At 63.4% G+C, this 22,894-nt stretch carries 24 protein-coding genes and 1 tRNA gene; 6 read left to right on the top strand and 19 right to left on the bottom strand.

Going from position 1 to position 22,894, the window contains the following annotated elements; genetic code table 11:
* Nucleotides 1-84: 84 nt before the first annotated feature.
* Nucleotides 85-528, top strand: coding sequence for an OsmC family protein (locus tag JKG68_RS14755; protein WP_202060797.1), 444 nt, complete (start codon nucleotides 85-87; stop codon nucleotides 526-528).
* A gap of 317 nt (nucleotides 529-845) precedes the next feature.
* Here JKG68_RS14755 and JKG68_RS14750 read toward each other — a convergent pair whose 3' ends face one another.
* The 10 genes from JKG68_RS14750 to JKG68_RS14710 form a co-directional block, all read right to left on the bottom strand.
* Complete coding sequence (locus JKG68_RS14750; RefSeq protein ID WP_202060795.1) at nucleotides 846-2,255, bottom strand: ISNCY family transposase; 1,410 nt, start codon at nucleotides 2,253-2,255, stop codon at nucleotides 846-848.
* Nucleotides 2,256-2,406: 151 nt separating this feature from the next.
* Nucleotides 2,407-2,772 (bottom strand): hypothetical protein, encoded by a 366-nt coding sequence (locus tag JKG68_RS33440; protein WP_246515442.1) that lies wholly within the window; start codon nucleotides 2,770-2,772, stop codon nucleotides 2,407-2,409.
* On the bottom strand, nucleotides 2,772-3,572 hold the full coding sequence (locus tag JKG68_RS14745) for an MBL fold metallo-hydrolase (RefSeq protein ID WP_202060793.1): 801 nt from the start codon (nucleotides 3,570-3,572) through the stop codon (nucleotides 2,772-2,774). The genes JKG68_RS33440 and JKG68_RS14745 overlap by 1 nt, the downstream gene beginning before the upstream one ends.
* The gene (locus JKG68_RS14740; protein ID WP_202060791.1) at nucleotides 3,569-4,378 is read right to left on the bottom strand and encodes a TatD family hydrolase; all 810 of its coding nucleotides are present in this window, start codon (nucleotides 4,376-4,378) and stop codon (nucleotides 3,569-3,571) included. Before JKG68_RS14740 ends, JKG68_RS14745 begins: the two co-directional genes overlap by 4 nt.
* 67 nt (nucleotides 4,379-4,445) lie before the next feature.
* Nucleotides 4,446-5,777, bottom strand: a complete 1,332-nt coding sequence (locus JKG68_RS14735; RefSeq protein ID WP_202060789.1) for a family 1 glycosylhydrolase — start codon at nucleotides 5,775-5,777, stop codon at nucleotides 4,446-4,448.
* A 47-nt stretch (nucleotides 5,778-5,824) separates the two neighbouring features.
* Complete coding sequence (gene metG / locus JKG68_RS14730) at nucleotides 5,825-7,375, bottom strand: methionine--tRNA ligase (RefSeq protein WP_202060788.1); 1,551 nt, start codon at nucleotides 7,373-7,375, stop codon at nucleotides 5,825-5,827.
* 59 nt (nucleotides 7,376-7,434) lie between these two features.
* Nucleotides 7,435-8,499, bottom strand: coding sequence for a DNA polymerase III subunit delta' (locus JKG68_RS14725; RefSeq protein ID WP_202060787.1), 1,065 nt, complete (start codon nucleotides 8,497-8,499; stop codon nucleotides 7,435-7,437).
* The gene (gene tmk, locus JKG68_RS14720; protein ID WP_202060786.1) at nucleotides 8,489-9,163 is read right to left on the bottom strand and encodes a dTMP kinase; all 675 of its coding nucleotides are present in this window, start codon (nucleotides 9,161-9,163) and stop codon (nucleotides 8,489-8,491) included. Before tmk ends, JKG68_RS14725 begins: the two co-directional genes overlap by 11 nt.
* The gene (locus JKG68_RS14715; protein WP_202060785.1) at nucleotides 9,163-10,371 is read right to left on the bottom strand and encodes a D-alanyl-D-alanine carboxypeptidase family protein; all 1,209 of its coding nucleotides are present in this window, start codon (nucleotides 10,369-10,371) and stop codon (nucleotides 9,163-9,165) included. The genes tmk and JKG68_RS14715 overlap by 1 nt, the downstream gene beginning before the upstream one ends.
* 124 nt (nucleotides 10,372-10,495) lie before the next feature.
* Nucleotides 10,496-11,461 (bottom strand): septal ring lytic transglycosylase RlpA family protein, encoded by a 966-nt coding sequence (locus JKG68_RS14710; protein ID WP_246515440.1) that lies wholly within the window; start codon nucleotides 11,459-11,461, stop codon nucleotides 10,496-10,498.
* A gap of 587 nt (nucleotides 11,462-12,048) precedes the next feature.
* Between JKG68_RS14710 and JKG68_RS14705 the strand changes: the two genes are divergently transcribed.
* Nucleotides 12,049-12,138: transfer RNA gene (locus JKG68_RS14705), tRNA-Ser, on the top strand.
* A 270-nt stretch (nucleotides 12,139-12,408) separates the two neighbouring features.
* Here the strand turns inward: JKG68_RS14705 and JKG68_RS14700 are convergent.
* Nucleotides 12,409-12,732: a hypothetical protein gene (locus JKG68_RS14700; RefSeq protein ID WP_202060784.1), complete on the bottom strand. Its 324-nt coding sequence runs from the start codon at nucleotides 12,730-12,732 to the stop codon at nucleotides 12,409-12,411.
* A gap of 421 nt (nucleotides 12,733-13,153) precedes the next feature.
* On the opposite strand from JKG68_RS14700, the gene JKG68_RS14695 reads away from it, so the two are divergent.
* Entirely contained in the window at nucleotides 13,154-13,369 is a 216-nt protein-coding gene (locus tag JKG68_RS14695; protein ID WP_202060783.1) for a hypothetical protein, read from the top strand.
* A gap of 30 nt (nucleotides 13,370-13,399) precedes the next feature.
* Complete coding sequence (locus JKG68_RS14690; RefSeq protein ID WP_202060781.1) at nucleotides 13,400-13,708, top strand: hypothetical protein; 309 nt, start codon at nucleotides 13,400-13,402, stop codon at nucleotides 13,706-13,708.
* A 1,018-nt stretch (nucleotides 13,709-14,726) separates the two neighbouring features.
* Here JKG68_RS14690 and pobA read toward each other — a convergent pair.
* A complete protein-coding gene (pobA, locus tag JKG68_RS14685; RefSeq protein ID WP_202060779.1) occupies nucleotides 14,727-15,896 on the bottom strand; it encodes a 4-hydroxybenzoate 3-monooxygenase in 1,170 nt (389 codons plus the stop codon).
* A gap of 140 nt (nucleotides 15,897-16,036) precedes the next feature.
* On the opposite strand from pobA, the gene JKG68_RS14680 reads away from it, so the two are divergent.
* A complete protein-coding gene (locus JKG68_RS14680; RefSeq protein WP_202060777.1) occupies nucleotides 16,037-16,927 on the top strand; it encodes a helix-turn-helix domain-containing protein in 891 nt (296 codons plus the stop codon).
* A gap of 57 nt (nucleotides 16,928-16,984) precedes the next feature.
* Nucleotides 16,985-17,152: a hypothetical protein gene (locus JKG68_RS14675; RefSeq protein WP_202060775.1), complete on the top strand. Its 168-nt coding sequence runs from the start codon at nucleotides 16,985-16,987 to the stop codon at nucleotides 17,150-17,152.
* A 6-nt stretch (nucleotides 17,153-17,158) separates the two neighbouring features.
* Here the strand turns inward: JKG68_RS14675 and JKG68_RS14670 are convergent, their stop codons facing one another.
* From JKG68_RS14670 to pcaC, 7 genes are read right to left on the bottom strand one after another with little or no spacing between them, the layout of a single operon-like run.
* On the bottom strand, nucleotides 17,159-18,226 hold the full coding sequence (locus tag JKG68_RS14670) for a 3-carboxy-cis,cis-muconate cycloisomerase (RefSeq protein WP_202060773.1): 1,068 nt from the start codon (nucleotides 18,224-18,226) through the stop codon (nucleotides 17,159-17,161).
* 13 nt (nucleotides 18,227-18,239) lie between these two features.
* Nucleotides 18,240-19,448: a 3-oxoadipyl-CoA thiolase gene (pcaF, locus tag JKG68_RS14665; protein ID WP_202060771.1), complete on the bottom strand. Its 1,209-nt coding sequence runs from the start codon at nucleotides 19,446-19,448 to the stop codon at nucleotides 18,240-18,242.
* 1 nt (nucleotide 19,449) lies between these two features.
* On the bottom strand, nucleotides 19,450-20,238 hold the full coding sequence (locus JKG68_RS14660) for a CoA-transferase subunit beta (RefSeq protein WP_202060769.1): 789 nt from the start codon (nucleotides 20,236-20,238) through the stop codon (nucleotides 19,450-19,452).
* A 2-nt stretch (nucleotides 20,239-20,240) separates the two neighbouring features.
* Nucleotides 20,241-21,086 (bottom strand): CoA transferase subunit A, encoded by an 846-nt coding sequence (locus JKG68_RS14655; protein ID WP_202060767.1) that lies wholly within the window; start codon nucleotides 21,084-21,086, stop codon nucleotides 20,241-20,243.
* 20 nt (nucleotides 21,087-21,106) lie between these two features.
* Complete coding sequence (gene pcaG / locus JKG68_RS14650; RefSeq protein WP_202060765.1) at nucleotides 21,107-21,733, bottom strand: protocatechuate 3,4-dioxygenase subunit alpha; 627 nt, start codon at nucleotides 21,731-21,733, stop codon at nucleotides 21,107-21,109.
* Nucleotides 21,733-22,458, bottom strand: a complete 726-nt coding sequence (pcaH, locus tag JKG68_RS14645) for a protocatechuate 3,4-dioxygenase subunit beta (protein ID WP_202060763.1) — start codon at nucleotides 22,456-22,458, stop codon at nucleotides 21,733-21,735. Before pcaH ends, pcaG begins: the two co-directional genes overlap by 1 nt.
* Nucleotides 22,459-22,511: 53 nt before the next feature.
* A complete protein-coding gene (gene pcaC, locus JKG68_RS14640) occupies nucleotides 22,512-22,880 on the bottom strand; it encodes a 4-carboxymuconolactone decarboxylase (protein WP_246515446.1) in 369 nt (122 codons plus the stop codon).
* Nucleotides 22,881-22,894 lie beyond the last annotated feature (14 nt).

Genomic DNA, 22,894 nt, shown 5'->3' with positions numbered 1-22,894 from the left:
TCCTTGATGGTGCTTGCACCAATTCGCTTGGAAAGCGGTATAGAGGATGATGGGGTAACCTAAAAGGCATCGAGGGGAAGAAGCATGAAGGCTCGAGTGAAGCTCGTCGACGGGATGATGTTTGTAGGCGAATCCGGGAGCGGGCACGCGGTCGTGATGGATGGCGCGCCTGAATACGGCGGGCGCAACCTTGGAATCCGGCCCATGGAGATGCTGCTGATCGGTTTGGGCGGCTGCACGGCCTTCGACGTGGTGCAGATCCTTCGTAAAGGCCGGGAGCAGGTTACGGATTGCGATGTCGAGGTCACGGCCGAGCGCGCGGATACCGACCCCAAGGTTTTCACCGCGATCCACATCGAATATCACGTGAAGGGCAGGGATCTCGCTCCGGCCAAGGTCGAGCGGGCCATAGAGCTTTCCAAGGAGAAATACTGCTCCGCCTCGATCATGCTGGGAGCCGTGGCCAAGATCACCCACGGCTGGACGGCAGTCGACGAGACGGCTGAGCTTGAGGCAAGCCCATCCTGAGATATCGGCATGCCGTTCCGGCCCTATCGGCTTCATGAACCTTGCTGGGCGCCCGCATGACGATCATGCGGGCGCGAGCAGCAGAGGCGTGCTCGGACATGTTTGCTCCTGGAGCAGCAAGACAATGCGCCTTGTCATCCCGGTGAGCCGGAGCGGCCACATCTTGGCTCAAGTCGACGCTTCGATCCCGTGGGCTCAGACATACGAAACTCGACACAGTGAGATGCCAAAGCGCAGCAGGGAAGGTCGCCGTTAAGCGCTACATCGTGTGGCAACCAATATGAAATGTCGCTTGCGGCGCAAAGTCAAAGTGTCAGTCAGGCCGGGTGAGACGGAGCCTGGGACGGCGGCGCGCAGACTGCCCGATCGGAGCGCCGACGGCCCAGGCGTTTGGGTTTGGGCTGGGACTGAGCGACCTGCGCGAGACGATCCGCGCGATCTTTCATCAGGCCCGCCTTCTGGCTCGAGCGGCGGGGGCCTGCGCCAACCCCCGACGGAACGGGCCGGGCGTCCTGGCGCTCCTTGATCCAGGCCAGCACCTCGCCCAAGCGCTTGTTCTCAACAATCGCCGCATGATCGACCCGCTGCAGCTTGTCGAACACTCCATAGGCCAGCGGCAGACCCTTCCAGCAGATCTCCAGCCGCCCGTCCGGAAAGTCATAGATCTCCACCGTCTGACCCACCAGACGCGCCGTGATCTCAGTCGGATGCAGTGTGAACTTCATCCGGTTGTAGTGCACCACCAACTGCCGGGAGACCCGCCGCGTCTCGCGCCAGCACAGGATATCGCCCAGATCGTTCATCCCGTCTAAGGGCCGGTGCAGATCCCGATCCCGCGCCGGCGGCCGGGCGAACTTGCTGTTGTAGCTCGCGATGAAGCCGGGCAGGAACGCATTGGCCGCCTTCAGATCGCTGATGCCGGCCAGCCGCAGCTCCTTGACCAGTCGGTCCTGCAAGGTCGCATGCGCCCGCTCGACCCGGCCCTTGGCCTGACTGGAGTTGGCGCAGATAATCTCAATGTTGAGCTCCGCCAAGGCGCGGCCGAACTGGGTCATGCCGTCGCCACTGGCCGCTTCCGCCTTGCTGACCCGGAAGATGGAATGCTTGTCGGAGTAGAACGCCACCGGCTTGCCGTGCGTCTCGAGATAGCGCTGCAGCACCTCAAAGTACGCAAACGCGCTTTCCGACGGCACGAAGCCCAGCGCCATCAGGCGGCTGGTGGCATCGTCCACGAACACCAGAGGCGTGCAGGGCGGGCCGCGATCCTCAAACCAGCGGTGTTCGCAGCCGTCAATCTGGATCAGCTCACCCAGATGCTCGCGCCGGTGGCGCGGCTGGTGAAAGCGCTTGCGCTCGGCGCGCGGCAGCCACAGCCCGGCCTGGATCATCCAGGTGCGCAGCGTCTCGCGGGAGATCCGCAGGGCGTGGCGCTCCTCGAGCTTCTCGGCCGCCAGGGTTGGGCCGAAATCTGCATAATGCTGCCGCACCAGAGCCACCGCATGCTCGCGCAGGACTTCCGGCAGACGATTGTTGGAGGGGCGGCCGCGCCGGCGGTCGGCAATCCCGGCTGGCCCGTCCTCGCGAAAGCGGCGCTGCAGGCGGTAAACCTGCCGTTCGCTGACCCGCAGCAGTTCGGCGGCCGCGGCGGGGGTGAGGCGGCCGCTCTCCAGCCGCGCCAGGATGTCGATCCGGTTGAGTTCTCGTTTGCTCATCAGCACCACGCTCATCTGATCTGCCGCCTCCGTGCCTCGATCCCAGAGGGCAGGAGACTGACATTTTGACTTTGCTCAGTGCTGACAATTTAACTTTGCGCCTACACATCGAATTCGCATAAGATATATTATGGAACTTATAACTGTGAATCGTCGGCTGTCGCCGCTACCGATCAGGATCTGGGCTCGTGCCGAGGGACAAAAACCAATCGGCATACGGGGTATCTCTGACCAACTGCCGATTATAATCCGGCGCGCCGTCACTCCACCATACTGGGCCGCGTTCACCGAGAGCCCACTTTGCGGCATCTACCCGGGCGCGAACCTCAGCCAGAGCCTCCGGATCCTCCCTGACGCTTCGGACCGCCCGGCGCGCTGCCATCAATTCACGGATAAGCCGTTCGCGCTCCTGGGGCTCCAGATCTGGATTGCTCAGGCGCCATAGTCGACCGCGAACCACGAAATAGCGACCGTCGGGTGTGTGCGGGTACTGATTGGTAGACGGCGCGCCATCCTTTTCCCGCCGTCCCATCAATGCGCTTCGATCTGAAGCCCGTCATAGGCCGGCTCGATATGCGGCGGCAACTCCCGGCGCAGCACCTCGTAGTCGAGGTCCGTGTGCAGGTTCGTCAGGATGGCGCGCTTCGGCTTGACGGTCTCGATCAGCTCGAGAGCCTCGGACACCGAGAAATGGGTTGGATGCGGCGTGTAGCGCAAAGCGTCGATGATGAGCACATCCAGGTCCTGGAGATACTCCAGGCTTTCCACGGGCATTCGGCTCACGTCCGGTGCATAGGCGATGCGATCGAACCTGAAGCCAAGGGCATCGATGTCCCCGTGGACCATGCGGAACGGCAGCGCCTCCACCACCCCGCCCGGCCCTGCCGTCACGGCCGCCACGCCCGCCTGCAGGTGCCCCATCTTCAGGATGGGCGGATAGCCGCTACCCGCCGGCGTCTCGAAGCAGTATCCGAAACGCATCTGGATCAGCTCGCTTGTCATCCGGTCGGCATAAACCGGGATCCGCTGGTGTTGGACGATGGCCAAAGGGCGCAGATCGTCGATCCCGTGGATATGGTCGGCATGCTCGTGCGTGTAGAGGACGGCATCCAAGCGGCGGACATCGGCCCCCAGGAGCTGATCGCGCAAATCGGGCGTCGTATCGACCAGAACGGTTGTGGCCGCGCCGTCTGACCCGATCCTCTCCACGAGAACGGAGCAGCGCCGACGCCTGTTCTTGGGGTTGGCCGGATCGCATGCGCCCCAGCCCACACCCACGCGAGGAACGCCGGCCGAGGAGCCGCAGCCGAGGATCGTCAATCGCAACGTCATGACGCGACTGCCTGGGACTGGGCCGCATCGGCGGAGGCTGCCTTGGAGAACAGCCGGTAGAAGTTCGATGTTGTGATCTGCGCGATCTCCGTATCCGTGACTCCGATGGTTTCAGCGAGCACATGGGCCGTGTGGGCCACGAAGGCCGGCTCGTTGGTCTTTCCGCGATGCGGCACGGGGGCCAGATAGGGCGCGTCGGTTTCCACCAGCAGACGCTCGCGGGGGACGGCCGCTGCGATCCGGCGGATGTCCTCGGAGTTGCGGAAGGTCAGGATGCCGGAAAAGGAAACATAAAGGCCAAGCTCCACGCCCACCTGCGCCAGCGTTTCGCCTGACGAGAAGCAGTGGAGAACAGCGTCGAACCGCCCTCGCCTCATCTCCTCGGAAAGAATCCGGATCATGTCCTCGTCCGCATTCCGCGCGTGTATCACCAGGGGCAGGCGGGTTTCCCGTGCCGCGGCGATATGGGTTCTAAAGACCTGCTGCTGCACGTCGCGCGGGCTCTTGTCGTAATGATAATCGAGGCCCGCCTCGCCGATCGCGATGCATCTGGCATGCTTGGAAAGCTCAATCAGCCGTTCGGCCGGGACATCCGGCTCCACGGCCGCGTTGTGCGGATGGGTGCCAACCGTGCAGAAGACTGTTTCATGCGCCTCGGCCAATGCGCGATAGGTCTCGAAACGCGCCACATGGGTGGAAATGGTGACCATCCGTCCAACGCCTGCCGCCGCGGCCGCATTCAGGACCTCGGGGAGGCGGCTCTGAAAATCAGGAAAATCCAGGTGGCAATGGCTGTCGACCAACATGGTTGAAGGCGCCCTCCTCCGCGGCGTCAAACGGCACGGATTGCATAAAGCGGATCAGCCTCCTCGTCTACAGACGCACTTCCTGGGAGGTTGCAGCCGGCTCGTCATCCTCCTTCGCCTCCTTGCGGCGCATCTTGCGAAGCCTGTCCTGGTGCCGCCGGACCGGCGCCTCGTCTATCTCATGCGGGGGAACGACGGGAACTGCCAGGCAGACGCTCTGGGCCGGAAGCACATTGCACCAATCCTGGATCAGCTGCTTGTAGCAGCGCCCCACGGGACGGATGTTGCGGTCGAGATCGTAGAGGCCGACGGGCGTGACGCGGTTGTTTTCCTCGCGCAGGGCCGTATCCCAGTCCACTTGGTCGGTCAGGGAGTACCAGGTGAAGCCGACGATGGGGACACCGGTGTTGCGAACCCGCAGGATGTTCGCCCATTGCTTCCAGAGCCAGTTGACCGCCTCGTCCCCGTTGGGCCCCTCCATGAGGTTGGTCTCGGTATGCATGACGGGGAGCCTGTAGCGATCGTAGTACTGCCGGGTGATCTCGTCGTACCCGAACACGTCGCCCGCCGATGTGGTGAGGCCGTCGGCACGGACCCGGTGCTCGTTGGTCACGTAGTAGTCGTTGCCCATGATGCAGTGGTGGCGCAGGGACGAGCGGCTGAGGAAGAAATGGTATTCCTCCCGGCTCATGCCGTTGTCCATCAGGAACTCGTACATTTCCGAGTCGACCCGGCGTCCGTAGTTGAGATCCAGGGACAGGAAGCGCCGGGCGTTCATGATCTCGGCCGGCTTGATGGCGGCGGGATTCTCCGCGTGGAAGTACTCCGACGACTCGCTTTGGATGAACAAGGCGTCCGGCCGAACCTTGAGTATCCGCTCCATGGCGAGAACGTTGGCCTTCACGATGTGTTTGAGGGCCGTGACAAAGGCCTGGTCGCTGCGCAGTTGCTCGTTCCACCAGCCATAGGCCGCCGAGAACTGGGCGCAGATGAACATCTCGTTGATCGGCGTATAGAGCTGAACCCAGGGAAAGCGCCGGGCGAACGCCTCGGCGTAAGCTGCGAACAGCTCGGGGAAATCGGGATTCTGGAAGTTGCCGATCCAGTCGGGAACGCCAAAGTGGCAGAGATCGACGATGGGTATGATGTTGCGCCGCTTGATCTCACCGAATGTCATGTCGGAGAAGGACCAGTCATACCGCTCCGGCCCGAGGAAGCTCGTATGGAGCGGCGGCCCGTAGCGTAGGACCTGGATGTCGAGCTCGTCCAGAAGGTCGAAGTCCGTCTGCCAGTGCTTGTAATGGCCGCACTTTTCCATCTGATCGATGCGGGTGCGGCCATTGTTGATGGTCGGGATGCTGTTCTCGATCCCGGTGGCAAACATGAAGGTGGTGAACATCTTACGCTTCCGCTCAGGGCCCCGAGGGGCCGACCAAAGCGGACGCGTCAGGACGCCTCCGCCTCCACATAACGCGGGAAAATTGGCGCAGGTTGCGGCAGAGCCGTACTCGGGGCCAGGCGGTGCTCCTGTCCGACCGCGGCAAGAACCCGGCCCTCCGGCGCAACCGCCAGCAGGTCGAGCAGCTTGGCCGCAGCCGTCGGCACGAAGGGCTGGGCCAGAATGCCCACCGCCCGCAGAACCTCGGCGGTCACATACAGAACGGTGTTCATGCGGGCAGGGTCGCTCTTGCGCAGCACCCAGGGCTCCTGGGACGCGAAATAGCGGTTGGCCTCCGCGACTACGGCCCAGATCTCCGAGAGGGCCGAATGCACGGCAAAGTCCTTCATGGACGCCCTCGCCTTCTCCGGGAGTCCGTAGGCCAGCCCGAGCATGTCTCGGTCGGCCTGGGTGAACTCACCGGCTTGGGGCACCGAGGCGTCGCAGTTCTTGGCGATCATCGACAGGGAGCGCTGCGCCAGGTTGCCGAGGTCGTTGGCCAGATCCGCGTTGATCCGGTTGACGATGGCCTCATGAGAGTAGTTGCCGTCCTGACCGAAAGGCACCTCGCGCATGAAGAAGTAGCGGATCTGGTCGACCCCGTAGGTGTCGGCAAGATCGAACGGGTCGACCACGTTACCCACCGACTTCGACATCTTCTCGCCCTTGTTGAGCAGGAAGCCGTGGCCGAAGACCCGCTTCGGCAGCGGCAGCTCCGCCGACATGAGGAAGGCCGGCCAGTAGACCGTGTGGAAGCGCACGATGTCCTTGCCGATGATGTGCACATCCGCCGGCCAATAGTGCCAGCGCGGATCGTTCTCATCCGGGAAGCCGCAGCCGGTCACGTAGTTGTTGAGCGCGTCGATCCACACATACATCACGTGCTTCGGATCGCCCGGCACGGGCAGGCCCCAGTCGAAGGTGGTGCGGCTGATCGAGAGATCCTGCAGGCCGGAACGGACGAAGCTGGTGATCTCGTTGCGGCGGGTTTCGGGGCTGATGAAGTCCGGCTGCGCCGCATAATGCGCGAGCAGGCGATCCTGGTAGGCCGAAAGGCGGAAGAAGTAGCTCTCCTCCTCGATCCACTCGACCGGCGTTCCCGTAGGCGCGCGCCAGCTCCCGTCGGGCTGCTTGGTCAGCTCGGCCTCGTCGTAATAGGCCTCGTCCCGGACCGAGTACCAGCCGGAATACTTGGAGAGATAGATGTCCCCCTTCTCCTGCATCCGGCGCCAGAGTTCCTGGGTGGAGGGCAGGTGATCGGCGTCCGTGGTGCGGATGAACCGGTCATAGGAGCAATCCAGCCGGTCGGCCATGGCCCGGAACTTCTGCGCCATCTCGTCGACGAAGGCCTTGGGCGTGGTGCTGTTCTTGTCGGCGGTCTGCTGAATCTTGAGGCCGTGCTCGTCGGTGCCCGTCATGAAGAACACGTCATAGCCGTCGATCCGCTTGAAGCGGGCGATGGCGTCGGAGGCTACGACCTCATAGGCATGACCGATATGGGGGGCCCCATTCGGGTACGAGATAGCCGTGGTGATGTAGAACTTCTGCTTGTCGGCCATATCGAATCCCTAAGCTCTCGAACCTGTAAACCCCTCAGATCCGGCAGACGGCGGCTGTCTCAAGCGGCTCGCCGAACGGCGTCGGCGAGATCGTCGAACAGCGTCAGGATGAAGGGCCGGCGGTCGAGATTGAACACGTCGATCTCGCGCGCCGTGCGGGCGATCTTCTCACATACCTCCACCAAAGGTGCAAGGCGGGACGCGCCGAGCCCTGCCCGCTCGTGAAGCCGCTCCGACACCCAGCGCTGGACCGTCTCCAAGGTCAGCTCGTAGCTGTCGTCGGCATCGCGCTTGGACAAAGCTTCCGCGAGGGCAAAGACCTGTTTCGTGTCGGTTTTCGGCAGGCCATCCAGAAGCCTCGTCACCTGGCCGATAAAGGAAACCTTGTCCGCGTCGAGCAGTTCGAGGGTACGCCGGACGGAGCCCTCGCCATAGCGCAGGGCCTGCTCCACCGTATCGGCCGGGATCCCGCTCCAGGGCGAGCCGAGGGAGGCGATGGCCGCTCGGATGTCCCGGTCTTCCAAGGGACGGAGCAGCAGGCGTCGGCAACGGGACCGGATGGTGGGCAGAACCCGCTGCGGCGCGTGGCTCACGATGAGAAACAGCGAGCGCGGCGGCGGCTCCTCGATCACCTTGAGCAGCGCGTTGGCGCTCGAGATCGTCAAATCCTCGGCGCTGTCGACGATGCAGACCCGGTAGCCGCCATCCGCGGCCGTGGAGCCGAACATGCCCAGGGCCCGGCGGACGGCATCCACGGGAATCGTCGAGGACGCGGACTTCTTGTCGGTCGCCGGGGCTCTCCTGAGCACCGAAAGATTGGGATGGGACAGGGCCGCCACCTGGCGCGACGCGCCCGCGTCGGGCGCGACATCCAGGCTGGCGATGTGAGGATCCCTGCTTTTGCGAGGATCGAGCACCGTGCGGGCAACGCGATAGGCGAGAGTCGCCTTGCCGATGCCCTGGGCGCCGCCGATCAGCCAAGCATGATGGAGGCGACCGCTGCGGAGCCCTTCCAGGAAAGCCCCCTCGCCTTCCTCGTGGCCGAAGAAGGCGAACTGCTCCCTGGGGTGGGGAGCGCCGTCGAACCCATCCGGCTCGGCCGCCTCCTGACTGTCACGCGACATCGAGAGGCCTCACCGCGTCCCGGGTGATCTGGGGAAGCCGCTCCCGCAGGGCTGCCCAGATGGCGGCCTCGACCTCGTCGGGTGCCTGATCCCCGTTGATCACGACGCATCTTTGCGGAGCGGAGCGGGCAATGGCCAGGAAGGCCTGACGCAAGGACTGATGAAACGAGACACCCTCGCCCTCGAACCGGTCAGCGCCTTCGCCTTTTCCGGCGCGCCGTTCCCTGGCTCGGGCGAGCCCGACTTCCGCAGGAAGATCGAGAATGAAGGTCAGATCCGGCTTCACGCCCCGGAGGGTGACCCTCTCGAGGTGATCGATCAAGCCCTTGTCGATGTTTCCGACCGAGCCCTGATAGGCCCGGGTCGAATCCGCGAACCTGTCGCAGAGAACATGGGTTCCGCTCCTCAGAGCAGGGACGATGGTCTTGTCGAGGTGATCGATCCGGGCCGCGGCGAAGAGCAAGGCCTCCGCAAAGGGGCCGAGATGCTTGGCATGGCCGCCCAGGATGAAGGCGCGGATCTCCTCCGCATGAGGGGATCCGCCGGGCTCACGGGTCACGAGAACCGGCTGCGCGTGCTGGACCAGCCGGCTCCGGAGCCTATCGATCTGAGTCGACTTGCCTGCGCCCTCCCCGCCTTCGAACGTAATGAAGCAGCCTGCCATCAAATTCCTTCGACAACGCTCGTGAAGGCGCGGCGAACCCAGCCGGTGCTGAATTCCAGCAGGCCATCCAGAGCCCGCTGGCTCAGGGTGCCCTCCTGGATGTCCTCATTGGCATAAAGAGGCATGTCGAGCGCCTGCATATCCCCGCGACTGACCTGGAGCCGGGCAACCTCGGCCCCCTTCTGGATCGGAGCCTTGAGCGGACCGGTATAGACGATGCGAGCGGTCACCCGTTCGCCTTCGCCACGAGGCACAAGTACACGAACAGGCTTCTTGGACACAAGCGGAAGCGAGCGGCGGCTGCCACCGAAGACCTGTGCCTCGCCCACCACCTGCCCTTCCGCGAAGAGCTGCTGCGCCTCGAAGGCCCGGAAGCCCCAATCCAGGAGTTTCCGGGACTCGGCGGCGCGGTCCTTGGCGGTCTTGAGCCCGTTGACGACCACGATCAGGCGCTGATCGTTCTGAACGGCGGAGCCGATCAGGCCATAACCCGACTCGTCGATATTGCCGGTTTTCAAGCCGTCCGCGCCGATATCCATAAACAGCAGGGGATTCCGGTTCTGCTGGCGAATCTTGTTCCAGGTAAACTCGCGCTCTCCGAACATCTTGTAGAGATCGGGATAGGTTTCGATGATGTGCAGGGCGAGCGTCGAGAGGTCGCGGACGGTCACCTTCTGCTCAGGATGACCGTAACCTGTCGCATTGCGGAAGGTCGATTTGGTCAAACCGATCTGCTTGGCACGCTCGTTCATCATGCGAGCGAAGTTCTCCTCCGTGCCGGCTATGCCCTCCGCGATGGCAATCGCGGCATCGTTGCCGGATTGCACGATCAATCCCCGGAGAAGATCCTCCAACCGAATGGAGGTGTTGACCTTGGCGAACATCGAGGAGCCGCCTGAGCTGGTCCCGCCCTTGCGCCAGGCATTTTCTGAAATCGTGAACTCCCTGTCGAAGCTCAGGCGCCCATTCTTGATTTCATTGAAAACCACCTCTGCCGTCATGGTCTTAGCCATGCTGGCCGGTGCCGTCAGCTCATCCGCGCTCTTCTCGAAAAGAACAGCGTGGCTTCCCGCATCGATCAGGATGGCGGTGGGCGCAATGGTCTGAAATCCTTGTGCGCGCGCCTCCTGCAGCCCAGGGGCGAGCGTAATTGTAGCGAATATAAAACCAATTGCCGCCAGGGTTCGGGCGGCCAAAAACTGACGCATCGTAAGCATCTCCGGCTCTCCCTTAGGAGCCTCCGAATCTGTGTCGCGTCAACTATAAATCAACGTTCGGCCAAGCTGGTCTGTGCGCGATGTTCCCTGGACCGGCCCCAAGGGCCTGCTGAGGCTAGCGAAGAACGAACTTCGAGGGGTTGGCGCTACCGTAGGACCCGTTCCTCTGGAAGCCTGCCTCCGTGACGCCCGCAGGAGCCTGGTTCAGGCTGGCCACGACCGGCCGGGATGCCGGGGCCGTTCCTGGAGCAACCGAGCTGATCTTGGCTACCGGCCCCGTCGCACCGGGGATCGTGCCCAGGTCGAAGGGGCGCTCGGGCGGGAGCGGCACGTTGCCGGCCACGGCTCCCGAGGCTGCGCTCGGCTGGTTGGCTGGAGCCGGGTAGGCTTCGTCGTCAGGCTCATAGGTGCGAAGCGCAATGGCCTGGCGGGGCGCATTCGGCTGCGGCCTTGCCCGGGCGATCATCGTCGGTGCGCCCGTGGTCAGGCTGGCCGGCTGACCGTCCGTTCTGAGGCTTGCCAGAAGAATGCGGTCATCGCTGCCGTTGGTGGACGCGCGCCCGACATACTCGACCCGAACCCGTGCCGTGCCCTGCTGCCGGAACCCGAGGGCCGATGCGGCACGCTCGGACACGTCGATCACCCGGTTGCCGTGAAACGGCCCACGGTCGTTGACACGCACGATCATCGAATGCCCGTTCTGAATATTCGTGACGCGGGCATAGCTCGGCAGCGGCATGGTGGTATGAGCCGCCGCGATGGAATCCCGGTCGAACACTTCACCATTTGCGGTCATCCGGCCGTGGAAATTGGAGCCGTACCAGGACGCCAGCCCCTCGCTGGCACGGGGCGTTTCATCGGGAACATAGGTGCGCCCGGCAACCGTATAAGGCTTCCCGACCATCTGGCGGCCGCCTCCCTTAGGGACGGGTTGCCCGTCTGCCACCACCTTGGGGCTCGGAGCGACGCCGTATTTCGGGTCGATCCCTCCCCTCACGTTGGAGGAGCAGTTGGCTGCCGTCAGCGCGATTGCCGTCACGCCTGCAATGCGGAGCAGAGCCCGGTGATTGATGGAAGGCATCGCCTCCTTCAGCCCGGTCTTCCCTTCAGCGCGATCACAATGCATATCGTCACGCATCCCCTTGTTGGCACGGTGCATGGCAGGTTCCGATTGTGCTCCGGACATCAAGCCAAAGTGCTTTTCCAGCCCTTAAGGGAAGGTTAAACGGCCGCGCTTGTCAATGGCAAGGCTTGATTTTTTGCAACATTGTTTAATAGGTTTGATTTTGCAATAGCATCAAACAGATAAGAGGCAATCCTTGCACCTCTTCTGAACGACGGCTTCCGCGCGTTCCGGTGGAAAGGTGGTGTCAGCCCCGGCATCCTGGGAAGAGCTCGAAGACGGAGCCGAAGGGTTTTTCGATGCTGGAACAGCAGCTTGCGAGGCATCGGTGCGCGAAAGCACCATCGGACCCGATGCAGGCCGCAACACGAAGGCTCAAGGCCGAGGCATCGGTTACGTTTTGGCTCGATACAGCCCAACTTGGTTAACGGGAGGCTAGCGGCCGCCTGTTCTTGCTCAGCAGGAGAAGTTCATCCGTTCGAGTTGACGACGGCGGGTTCAGGGCCTTAGAGAAAGACACCAGTCGGACAAGACTTGGCATCTCCGGAGGGGTGGCCGAGTGGTTTAAGGCAGCGGTCTTGAAAACCGCCGTGGGTGCAAGCCCACCGTGGGTTCGAATCCCACCCCCTCCGCCATCACGACAACCGTACATCGAAATTTCCCGCCCGAGCAGTTTGCCTGCTGTCGAGACACCATGCCGTGCATCGGTCCAGTCTCGATCTACTGAAGCGCTCTCCGTGATGACGGCAAAAGAAGAGCGCCCAATCGGCTGGCGCTCTAGGTGGGCCGCGCTGCGGCCTCTCAGAGGGAACGACCGTGCCATAGGGCACTGGAAGATGCTGCGCCCGAAAGGTTAAGGAGCCCTACCATGACCGACCATGGCAGCCCCGCTTTGTGACTTTATGCTACGCGTTGTCCGCTTGCTTATGCTTCAGCTCCCGGATAGCCGCAGCAAGCTCCCGCGATAACATGTTTCTCGTGACCAGATAATCCGGACCGAGAAGGATGCTGTACCGGGTGCGGCTTCCCAGATGCACTGCCTCGCAGAGCTCGGCAGCTCTCTCCAGCGCATCGTTTTCGGCGTCGCGAATGACTGAAGCTATCCTGGCGAAGCCCTTGTCAGTGAGCACCCAGGAGACCCCGGCTCCATCGCCTTCTACCAGGTCGATATACATCCCGATCGCCTCACGCAGGCTTTCGGCGCGGTCTTGCGGTGTCATGAACGCCATCTCCGCCTCCAGGGACCACTCTCGGCACACGCACTCCTGGGCAGTCGCTGCATCAGTCGCATTACCGTCATTGTCCGTACGTTTACATGACCACAGCAGGCATTCTCGAAACACTCATATAAATTTTGTGAAGGAATAGACCAGCCGTCGCCGCCGTTTAACGACTATTCATCATCGATTCAGATGAAGGATAGCTTTATGGGCACCTTGGAAGATTCAGCAGCCGTACAGCGCATCGCTGCTGGTCCTGCTCACCATAACAGCCCTGGCCGGTCAATTCATTGTGCGTTGCTTCTCTTTGTTGCCTCTGTCAGTTCCGTTATCGGAGCAGCCCTTTCTGCCGGCCAGCATCTGAGAAGGCAGCGTACCTGAGCATTCCCGTGAGCCAGGACAGCTCCTGCTCCTAACGTCGGAGGTCAAGATGCATCACAAAGTCGAGCTGGTGGCTCGGGCAATTCACAGGGCCGAACACCAAGAACTCCCGTGGGATGGCGAGCCCTCGGACCGTAAGGAGCGCTTTCGGGAATATGCTCGCAACGCCATCAATCTGCTGAACGAGGACATCGGAGTTCTTCTGCTCGCCTTGGAGGAGTCCGCGGCAGGAAAGCGGATGAAGCCTCCAAGAGCGGCAGCCTAACTCTATGAAAGGCGCGAGCTCTCAGGCACCGTGACCCAGGTCTCTCCGGTAGTGTGGCGCCTCGACCCGACCGAACTGGTGACTTGGATGGTCGGCTTCATTATGCGCCGCGGGTTTGCGCCTCCGGCGGTGCGATCTGCGCTTCAGGTCCGCCGGCATTTGAGCCATCAGTTGAGCTTGGAGCCAGCGCAGATCTTCCTGGAGCTGCTCAAGGCGCCGCAACAACTCGGCATCCGACAAGTGGGGTGCCCCGATGTGGCTGCCTTCCTGCTGGGATCCGGCATTGGTGATGCTGCGGATCGCCTGCAGAGCCGTGGGTCCGATACCGGGAGCCCTTAGCCAATGTTTATCCGGGATCTGGTCAACCTCTCGGACGCTCGGGCAGCGCCCCTTGAACTCACCCAAAAGCGCATGCCTGACGCGCGACGGAATAGCTTCGAGAGGAAAAGGCTCATCTAAGTGCATGTACCACCTCGCAATTCCAACCAAACAATTTGCTATTGCGAGCTGTAAATCCAGGCTAATCCAAGGCAACTCGTGAGCGGATCCTTGTTTCTACGCCTATAAGCTCCTGATGTACCCATAATCTTCACAAATCAGGCTGTACCCCCTTTGTGATATCGCAGAGGAGACCAATGCCTTTCGGGACGATTTGGGCAGGGCCCAGGGGAGAAACCTTCAGGGATTTCAGGTCGCAAGGGACGAGCCGCTGCGTTCCTTTCCGTCAGCTGAGTGTGTTCGAACACATATCGTTTCTTCATAATAGGCACATAGTCTTTGCCGCAGCGCTGAGGAGGCGCTTGTGACTACCAGTCTACGCAAGCTGACATCCTGAGCATCGCGCTGGGAAACTGTACCCACTTAGAGCGTCGGAGTTACCCCTTCGGGCAAGAGCTTGAAGCAACCAAGAAGCATACTCTCACTCATAGACCTCGTACGGAGGCAGGCGAATGAGAATCGTGATTTCAGCCTGTACAAACAGGGCATTCTCCCAGGGGCTCATGCCTATGGCTCAACTGAGGTTCGGGCAGATGGATGCGGAAAACGACAACGGCGCTCACTTCCAGGCGGCAAGGTTGAGCCGCAGTCCTTCGAAGCGAGTGGAGAGCGCTCGCCCTTCCTATTCTGGACAGCGGGCTTATGGCGGGGCTGGCCACGTCATAGCGGTGCTTGCCCTCGTTGCTGGAATTGTCGCCATGCCTCTGCTGCAAAAGCTTGCAGAGCCGATTATGACTGCCCGCGAGGAGGGGCCAAAGGTCTTCCGAGGCAGTCCGATCGCACCCGCTCTTCTGCAAGTGCAAGAAAACGGGTGAGAGGGCGGCGCGTAACCGTTCCCCTGCCCTTGCGTCTCCGGCGATCAGAATGGAAGACCGGTGTAGTTTTCGGCCAGGGAGCGCGATGCGGCTTGCGATCCCCTGAGGTAGTCGAACTCGGCGCGCTGCATGCGGCGACCGAAGGCGTCGGTGTCCGGGAAGGTGTGCAGGATGGACGTCATCCACCAGGAGAACCGCTCGGCCTTCCAAACCCTGGAGAGCACGCGGGCGGAGTAGCCGTCGATGCCGGCGGATGAGCGCTCGATGTAGAATTCGATCAGGGCCTCCGCCAGAACACCGACATCGCTCGCGGCGAGATTTAGGCCCTTGGCCCCGGTCGGCGGGACGATGTGGGCGGCATCGCCTGCCAGGAAGAGGCGGCCGAACCGGAGAGGCTCCGCCACGAAGCTCCTCAGGGGCGCAATGGATTTCTCGATGGACTGGCCGGTGACCAGCCTGTCGGCGGTTTCCTCATCGACCCTCCGGCGCAACTCGTCCCAGAAACGGTCATCGGACCATTCCTCCACCTTCTCGTCGAGCGGCACCTGCACATAGTACCGGCTGCGGGTCGGCGAGCGCATGGAGCAGAGAGCGAAGCCTCGGGCGTGATGGGCGTAGATCAGCTCGTCGGCCACCGGCGGCTTGTCGACCAGGATGCCGAGCCAGCCGAAGGGATAAACGCGCTCGAACGTCTTCAGTGCACCATCGGGCAGGCTGGCGCGGGCAACCCCGTGATAGCCGTCGCAGCCGGCGATGAAATCACAGGCAAGCTCGTGCTCGACACCGTCCTTGGTGTAGCGAACACTTGGCTTGTCGCCGCCGAAATCATGGATCGAGACATTCTCGGCCTCGTAGATCGTCGCCGCGCCCGAGGCGTCGCGAGCCTGCATGAGATCGCGGGTGACCTCCGTCTGCCCGTAGACCATGACGGTCCGGCCGATCAGCTCACGGAAATCGAAGCGGTGTTTTTCGCCGTCGAAGCAGAGCTCCACGCCGTCATGAACGAGACCCTCGGCATGCATCTTCTCGCCGACGCCTGCCTTGTCCAGGAGTTCGACCGTGCCCTGCTCCAGAACGCCGGCCCGAATGCGCCCGAGAACGTAGTCCTGGCTGCGCCGCTCCAGAATAACGGTCTCGACGCCGGCATTCTCCAGAAGGCGGCCCAGCAGAAGCCCGCCCGGCCCGGCACCGATAATGGCGACCTTGGTGCGCATACCTGAATTCCTCCCGAACGGCGGCAAGGCTGCCTTTTCATGAGAGAGAATGAACTTGGACCGCCCTTCAGCCAATAGACAAAGTAAGCATTGGATTGGATAATCCGAACATTCCTTACTTCGTTCAGGATTATAGAATCGTGGCTGTCCGAGCCATTCCGTCCTACGCTCTCTATGGCGAAAACAGCCAAAACCCCGATGCGGACTGGATCCATTGCGAGACCATCCAGGCCCGCAGCCGCTTGCACAATTACAGGATCCAGCCTCATCGCCACGAGACCCTGTTTCAGATCCTTCACCTCACGGGGGGCGCCGCGGAGATCGAGCTGGACGGGCAGGTGAGCACCCTAACGGGCCCTGCCGTCATCACCCTGCCCTCGCTGACGGTGCATGGCTACAGGTTCTCGCCGGCCATCGAAGGAACGGTAGTGACCCTGTTCGAAAGCCGCCTGGCGCAGATCCTGGGGTCGATGCACGGGATCAAGGATGCCTTCCGTTCGCCGCAACGGATATCACTCCGCGATCACGAGGAGGCCGCCCGAGCGGTCGCGGCGGATATCGGCGCGCTGGCGGCCGAGTTCAGCGGGCGGGCGCAGGGCCGCCTCGAAGCCATTGAGGCGCGCCTCGGGCTCATCTTCATCGCCCTTCACCGCCTGCAGGCGCCCGAGGCCGGGGCCAGTCATCCGCAGGCATCTCGCGCACTTCAGCATGCCATGCGCTTTCGGGAACTCGTGGATCAGGATTTTCGCGCCCACAAGCCAATCGATGCCTATGCGCGCAGGCTCGGCATAACCTCCCCGCATCTCAACCGCATCTGCCGGGAGCATCTCGGCGATACGGCACTGGGGGTGATTCACGGACGGATCATCCTCGAGGCCAAGCGCTATCTCACCTTCACGAGCATGAGCGCCAAGGAGGTGGCGCTGGCGCTCTCGTTCGACGATCCGGCATATTTCGCCCGCTTCTTCAAGCAGAAGACGGGGCTCTCGCCTCTGCGATTCCGAGCCACGCAAAAGAACCCGGCGGCCTGAGGGGCAGTCTGCACGAACCGGACCTGCGGCATCACGTTAGCAGGGATGGAGGCGACCATGACAGACACCGATCGAAAGAATCCCGGCGACGAGGACGTGCCGGGCACGAAGCAGACTGGAGAGAACATCTGCCCCACCTGCGCGGGCTCCGGCACCATCGGCCAAAAGCCCTGCCCCGATTGCGGCGGGTCCGGTCAGGTGACCGTCATTGTCGGAGACGCCTGACGGCTTTCACTTCTCCAAAAACTTCGAGGGTGAAAAGCTCATCCCTTCGATGAGCGCCATCGCCCTGTTCAATCCTGCGGCGGCCGAGATCACCATCTGGGGCAGGATCATCCATTCCAGGGTCCAGGCGGCCCCTGATCGCTCGTTCTCGTGCACGAGAGCCTGATGCAGGGTGCCGAGCAGCCCCGCATTGAAGCGGGCGAGCGTGACGAGCACCTCCGCCGGAACCGGATTGGACTTGTGCGGCATGGCGGACGAGCCGCCGCCCGAGGCAAGGCGGACCTCACCCACTTCGTTTTGCGCCATGATCGCAATGTCCTGCCCGATCTTGCCGAGGGTGCCCGAGAGAAGGGACAGGAAGGCCGCAAATTCGCCGATCCGGTCCCGCTGCGAATGCCAAGACGGAGCGGTCCCAAGCCCGAGGACGGCGGCCATGGCCTCGGCAACCGCATTGCCGTGGCCTTTGAGCTCGCCGCGCGTGCCGATGGGGCCGCCGAGCTGGACGACCAGCAGGCGCGCGGCAAGGGACCTCAGGGCTTCCCTGTGCCGTGCCAGCGGCTGAACCCAGGTCTCGATCTTGTCGGAGGCGGTGAACGGCAGCGCCTGCTGCATCCGGGTATGGGCCATCAGCGGCACCGACCCGTCCCGGTCCTTCAGGGCCCCAAGAACGGCCATCAGGGCGTCGAGGCGGCGGTCGATCACCGCGACAGCATCCTTCAGGCGCAGCACGAGCGCCGTGTCGATGATGTCCTGACTGGTAGCTCCCAGGTGAACGGCCTTGGCATGGGTTTCGCCGACGGCGGCGCGCAGCTGCCTGACGAATTCCGGGACGATCACGCCGTCCTTGCCCAAGCCTTCGGCAAGCTTGTTCCAGTCGGCCTGGAAGGATCCGCAGGCCTCGGCAATCTGCCGGGCTGCATCGTCGCCGATCAGCCCTGCCTTTGCTTCCGCCTCGGCCAGCGCGGCCTCCGCTTGCAGCATGGCTGCAAGTTCGGCCTCGTTGGAAAAGAGCGCCCCCACCTCCTCGTCACCGACGAGAGCCTGCAACAGGGGAAACGGGAGCGTTCGTGTCATGATCGGTCTCTTGTCATACGGCTTCGAGCGCGATGGAGATACCCTGCCCCACGCCGACGCACATGGTGGCCAGCGCGCGCTTCTTAGCCCTGAGCTTCAGCTCCAGCGCCGCCGTGCCCGTGATGCGGGCGCCCGACATCCCTAGGGGATGGCCGAGGGCGATGGCCCCGCCGTTCGGGTTGATGTGCTCCGCATCCTTGGGCAGCCCCAGTTCACGCAGAACGGCGATGCCCTGGCTGGCAAAAGCCTCGTTCAGCTCGATCACGTCGAAATCCGACGGCTTCAAGCCGAGGCGGGCGCACAGCCTCTTCGTGGATGGAGCGGGTCCGATCCCCATGATCCGCGGCGGAACGCCGGCGGTGGCGCCGCCGAGAACGCGGGCGATGGGCTCGAGCCCGTACTTCCGAACGGCCTCCTCCGAGGCAACGATCAGGGCCGCAGCGCCGTCGTTGACGCCCGACGCGTTGCCGGCCGTTACCGTGCCGCCCTCCTTGCGGAACGGCGTCGGGAGCTTTGCCAGCATCTCGATGGTGGTGTCGCCACGCGGATGCTCGTCCTTGTCCACGACAACCGGATCGCCCTTCCGCTTCGGGATCGTGACCGGCACGATCTCGCGCGCCAAGCGCCCGTTCTCTTGGGCCGCAGCCGCCTTCTTCTGAGACCTCAGGGCGAAGGCGTCCTGGTCCTCGCGGGAGACGCCGAAATCCGCCGCCACGTTCTCGCCGGTCTCCGGCATGGAATCGACGCCGTATTGGCTCTTCATCAGCGGGTTGATGAAGCGCCAGCCGATGGTCGTGTCGAAGATCTCGGCGTTGCGGGAGAAGGCCGTGTCGGCCTTGGGCATGACGAAGGGCGCGCGCGACATGGATTCGACGCCCCCGGCGATCATCATGTCCGCCTCGCCCGCCTTGATGGCGCGGGCTGCGGCGATGACGGCATCCATGCCGGAGCCGCAGAGGCGGTTGATGGTGGTGCCCGGAATGGAGCCGGGCAGACCCGCCAGCAGCACCGCCATGCGGGCCACGTTGCGGTTGTCCTCGCCCGCCTGATTGGCGCAGCCATAGAACACGTCCTCGACCGCCTCGAAGTCGATGTTGGGATGGCGCTCCATCAGGGCTCTTAAGGGAACCGCGGCGAGATCGTCTGCGCGAACGCCGGAGAGGGCGCCGCCGTAGCGGCCGATGGGGGTGCGCACATAGGCGCAGATATAGGCGTCACGCATGCTAGCTTCCCTTCTTTCCGCCATGGGCCTTCTCGGTTCTCGCCTGAAGATCCCGCAGGGTGGTGAGTTCGAGTTCGGACGGGGGCGGCGTTTCCTCGAGCCGATCCGAGAAGCGCACCTTCCAGCCGCAGGTGTCCTGGATCCTGTCTCTTGTCACGCCGCGATGCATGGACACAACCGTGAATTCCTTCGTCTCGGGATCGGGCTTCCAGATGGCCAGGTCGGTGATCAGGAGCGTCGGTCCCTTGGTGGCGATGCCGAGCCGCTCGCGGTGGTTGCCGCCTTCGCCATGGCCGAACGAGGTGTAGAAGTCGATCTTGTCCACCATGCCGCGGGTCGTCTGCTTCATGGTGATGAAAACCTCCTGGCAGGAGGTGGCGATCTCGGGCGCGCCGCCGCCGCCGGGCAGCCGCACCTGGGGCTTGTGGTAGTCGCCGATCACGGTGGTGTTGATGTTGCCGAAGCGGTCGAGCTGGGCGGCGCCGAGGAACCCGATGGAGATGCGTCCGCCCTGGAGCCAGTAGCGGAACATCTCCGGCACCGACACGGTGGTCACCGCCGTCTCGCACAGCACGCCGTCGCCGATGGAAAGCGGCAGCACGTCTGGCGCGGTGCCGATGGTGCCGCTCTCGTAGATCAGGGTGATGTCTGGCGCATGCGTCAGCCGGGCCACGTTGCAGGCGGCCGAGGGCGCGCCGATCCCGACGAAGCAGACATCGTCGTTGGAGAGCGCGCGGGCCGCCGCGATGGTCATCATCTCGTTGGGCGTGAAGTCGGAAAGATACGTCATGGTTACAGTCCCTTCACGCGAGCGGCGAAGACGTCGGGCCCAGCCTCGAGCACGTTCTCCCTCATCCAGGCGGTGAAGAGATCGCGGTCGGCGGAGATCTTGTCCCATTCCAGATAGGCGGCGTTGTCCCGGTCGTAGTAGCCGTGGGTGTAGGACGGATGCGCCCCGCCCGGCACCTGCACGACGGACGTGACGGTCCAATGCGGCAGCACGCACAGGTTCGGGTGCAGATCGTCGAAGTCCTCCACGATCTCCTCGACGGTGACCACGGAGCGCTTGGAGGCCAGCACAGCCTCCTTCTGCACGCCGACGATGCCTTCGACCAGCACGTCGCCGCGCCTGTTCGCCTTCTGGGCATGAATGAAGGTGACGTCGGGCCGGTGCGCCGGAACGGCGGCGAGCTCCTCGCCCGTGAACGGGCAGGTGATGCTCCGGATCATCGGGTTGACGTCCTTCAGGCCGGCGCCGCGATACCCGCGGAAGACCGCGCAGGGCAGGCCCGCGGCTCCGGCCTCGTAGGCGTTGGCCATGGCGGCGTGGCTGTGCTCCTCCGTCTCGATGGCGCGGGGCCAGTTGTTCTCGATGGCATCCCGCATCCGGCGCAGCAGGCCCACGCCCGGATTGCCCGCATAGGAGAAGATGACCTTCCTGGCCAATCCCATGCCGATGAGCTGGTCGTAGATGATGTCGGGGGTCATGCGGATCAGCGTCAGATCCTTGCGGCCCTGGCGGATCACCTCATGGGCGGCCGCATGGGGAATGAGATGGGTAAACCCCTCGAAGGCGACGGTGTCGCCGTCGCGAAGGTTCTCGGCAACAGCCTCCTGGAGGCTTTGAAACTTGGCCATGATCTGCTTTCAGTCGACTGTCAGATATCGAAGAACACGGTTTCCTTCTCACCCTGGATATGGATGTTGAAGGTATAGGTGGGCAGCCCGTTCTCCTCGGTGCGCGTGGCGACCAGGGTCGGAACGCGCGCCTTGTGGGCGATCCTGGCGAGCACGGGGCATTCGGCGTTGGCCGCTTCCTCGTCGCTGAAATACAGGCGGGTGTGGAGGCCGGTATTGATGCCGCGGGCGACGATCCAGACCGTGATGTGAGGGGCCATCAGGCGGCCGTCCTTGTAGGGAACGCGGCCGGGCTTGATGGTCTCGAAGCGGTATTCCCCGGTCGCGCCGTCCGCCGGCTGCCGGCCCCAGCCGACGAAGCTGGGATCAGCCTTGCCGCGCTTCTCCTGCGGGCTGTTGTAGAGTCCGGCGGCGTCCGCCTGCCAGATCTCGATGAGCGCATCCTTCAGCGGGTCGCCGGCGCCGTCGAAGACGCGGCCCTTGATGACGATGCGCTCGCCCTTGGTCTCGGGGCCGACGAGCACGAGGCCGAGATCCTCGTTCCAGACGCCGGTGATCTCGACCCAGTTCGGATTCGTGCCGATATGAACGTAGGGACCGGCCGTTTGCGACGGGGATTCCTTCAGGAACGGCAATTTCTGGACCATCAGTTCCCCTCCATGCGGTTCTCGAACATCGTCGAGCGCCGGCCGCGCAGGACGATGTCGAACTTGTAGGCCAGCGCATCCATCGGCAGCGTGTTCTGGCGGTCGAGGGCTGCAACCAGCTGCTCGATGGCGGCCTTGTCCGGGATCGTCGCCACGATGGGGTCCTGCCAGATCATCGGATCGCCCTCGAAATACATCTGGGTGATCAGCCGCTGCGCGAAGGCATGGCCGAAGACCGAGAAGTGGATATGGGCCGGGCGCCAGTCGTTGACGCCGTTCGGCCAGGGATACGCGCCGGGCTTTATGGTCCGGAACCAGTAGCGCCCTTCCTCGTCCGTGATCACGCGCCCGCAGCCGCCGAAGTTCGGGTCGATGGCCGCCAGATAGGTTTCCTTCTTGTGTCGGTAGCGGCCGCCCGCATTGGCCTGCCAGAACTCGAGCAGGGCGCCGGGCACGGGACGGGCGTTCTCGTCCAGCACGCGACCGTAGACGACGATTCGCTGGCCGATGGGGTCGCCGGTCTTGGCGAAGTTGCGCAGCAGGTCGTTGTCCAGCGGCCCGAGTTTGTCGTGACCGAAGACGGGACCGGTCAGCTCCGAGATCGTGTTCTCCAGCGACAGGAGCGGCTGCTGCGGCGAGCGTAGGATCGAAGTCTTGTAGGTGGGCGTGAAGGCCGGCGGATGCCAGTTCCGGTCGCGTTGGTAGAAAGTCCCGTTATCCGTCATGTTTCCTCCTGTCGAACCGCGCCTCGGGTCGGCGCGCGTTCTATCCGTCCAGGCTATTGGCCCGGCTCCGGAGCGGGTTCCATTTCCGCGAATGTCTTCTTGACGATCTTGATGGCGTGATTGGCCGCAGGCACCCCGGCATAGACGGCCACGTGCATCAGCGCCTCCTTGATGTCTTCCTTCGTGGCGCCCGTGTTGCGCGTGGCGCGAACGTGCATGGCGACCTCGTCATCCTGGCCGAGCGCCGCCAGAAGCGCGATGGTCACGATGGAGCGCTCCCGCTTGGTGAAGCCGGGCCGCGACCAAACGGAGCCCCAGGCGCCTTCCGTGATGAAGGTCTGGAAGTCCGCATCGAACTCGGTCATCTGGGCGGTCGCCCGATCCACATGCGCGTCGCCCAGCACCTCACGGCGCACCGCCATGCCTGCCTTGTAAC

This window comes from Microvirga aerilata (assembly GCF_016743775.1).
GTDB lineage: Bacteria > Pseudomonadota > Alphaproteobacteria > Rhizobiales > Beijerinckiaceae > Microvirga > Microvirga aerilata.
This window is presented reverse-complemented; position numbering and strand designations above follow the sequence as displayed.

Coding starts and splice junctions, on each gene's coding strand:
- JKG68_RS14715 (WP_202060785.1), bottom strand. CDS start 10,371: ATGCGTCAGTTTTTGGCCGCCCGAACCCTGGCGGCAATTGGTTTTATA.
- JKG68_RS14745 (WP_202060793.1), bottom strand. CDS start 3,572: ATGACGTTGCGATTGACGATCCTCGGCTGCGGCTCCTCGGCCGGCGTT.
- tmk (WP_202060786.1), bottom strand. CDS start 9,163: ATGGCAGGCTGCTTCATTACGTTCGAAGGCGGGGAGGGCGCAGGCAAG.
- pcaC (WP_246515446.1), bottom strand. CDS start 22,880: ATGGCGGTGCGCCGTGAGGTGCTGGGCGACGCGCATGTGGATCGGGCG.
- JKG68_RS14660 (WP_202060769.1), bottom strand. CDS start 20,238: ATGACGTATCTTTCCGACTTCACGCCCAACGAGATGATGACCATCGCG.
- pcaF (WP_202060771.1), bottom strand. CDS start 19,448: ATGCGTGACGCCTATATCTGCGCCTATGTGCGCACCCCCATCGGCCGC.
- JKG68_RS14750 (WP_202060795.1), bottom strand. CDS start 2,255: ATGAGCGTGGTGCTGATGAGCAAACGAGAACTCAACCGGATCGACATC.
- JKG68_RS33440 (WP_246515442.1), bottom strand. CDS start 2,772: ATGGGACGGCGGGAAAAGGATGGCGCGCCGTCTACCAATCAGTACCCG.
- JKG68_RS14675 (WP_202060775.1), top strand. CDS start 16,985: ATGACAGACACCGATCGAAAGAATCCCGGCGACGAGGACGTGCCGGGC.
- JKG68_RS14700 (WP_202060784.1), bottom strand. CDS start 12,732: ATGGCGTTCATGACACCGCAAGACCGCGCCGAAAGCCTGCGTGAGGCG.
- JKG68_RS14670 (WP_202060773.1), bottom strand. CDS start 18,226: ATGACACGAACGCTCCCGTTTCCCCTGTTGCAGGCTCTCGTCGGTGAC.
- pcaH (WP_202060763.1), bottom strand. CDS start 22,458: ATGACGGATAACGGGACTTTCTACCAACGCGACCGGAACTGGCATCCG.
- JKG68_RS14725 (WP_202060787.1), bottom strand. CDS start 8,499: ATGTCGCGTGACAGTCAGGAGGCGGCCGAGCCGGATGGGTTCGACGGC.
- JKG68_RS14735 (WP_202060789.1), bottom strand. CDS start 5,777: ATGTTCACCACCTTCATGTTTGCCACCGGGATCGAGAACAGCATCCCG.
- metG (WP_202060788.1), bottom strand. CDS start 7,375: ATGGCCGACAAGCAGAAGTTCTACATCACCACGGCTATCTCGTACCCG.
- JKG68_RS14695 (WP_202060783.1), top strand. CDS start 13,154: ATGCATCACAAAGTCGAGCTGGTGGCTCGGGCAATTCACAGGGCCGAA.
- JKG68_RS14755 (WP_202060797.1), top strand. CDS start 85: ATGAAGGCTCGAGTGAAGCTCGTCGACGGGATGATGTTTGTAGGCGAA.
- pobA (WP_202060779.1), bottom strand. CDS start 15,896: ATGCGCACCAAGGTCGCCATTATCGGTGCCGGGCCGGGCGGGCTTCTG.
- pcaG (WP_202060765.1), bottom strand. CDS start 21,733: ATGGTCCAGAAATTGCCGTTCCTGAAGGAATCCCCGTCGCAAACGGCC.
- JKG68_RS14655 (WP_202060767.1), bottom strand. CDS start 21,086: ATGGCCAAGTTTCAAAGCCTCCAGGAGGCTGTTGCCGAGAACCTTCGC.
- JKG68_RS14710 (WP_246515440.1), bottom strand. CDS start 11,461: ATGCCTTCCATCAATCACCGGGCTCTGCTCCGCATTGCAGGCGTGACG.
- JKG68_RS14740 (WP_202060791.1), bottom strand. CDS start 4,378: ATGTTGGTCGACAGCCATTGCCACCTGGATTTTCCTGATTTTCAGAGC.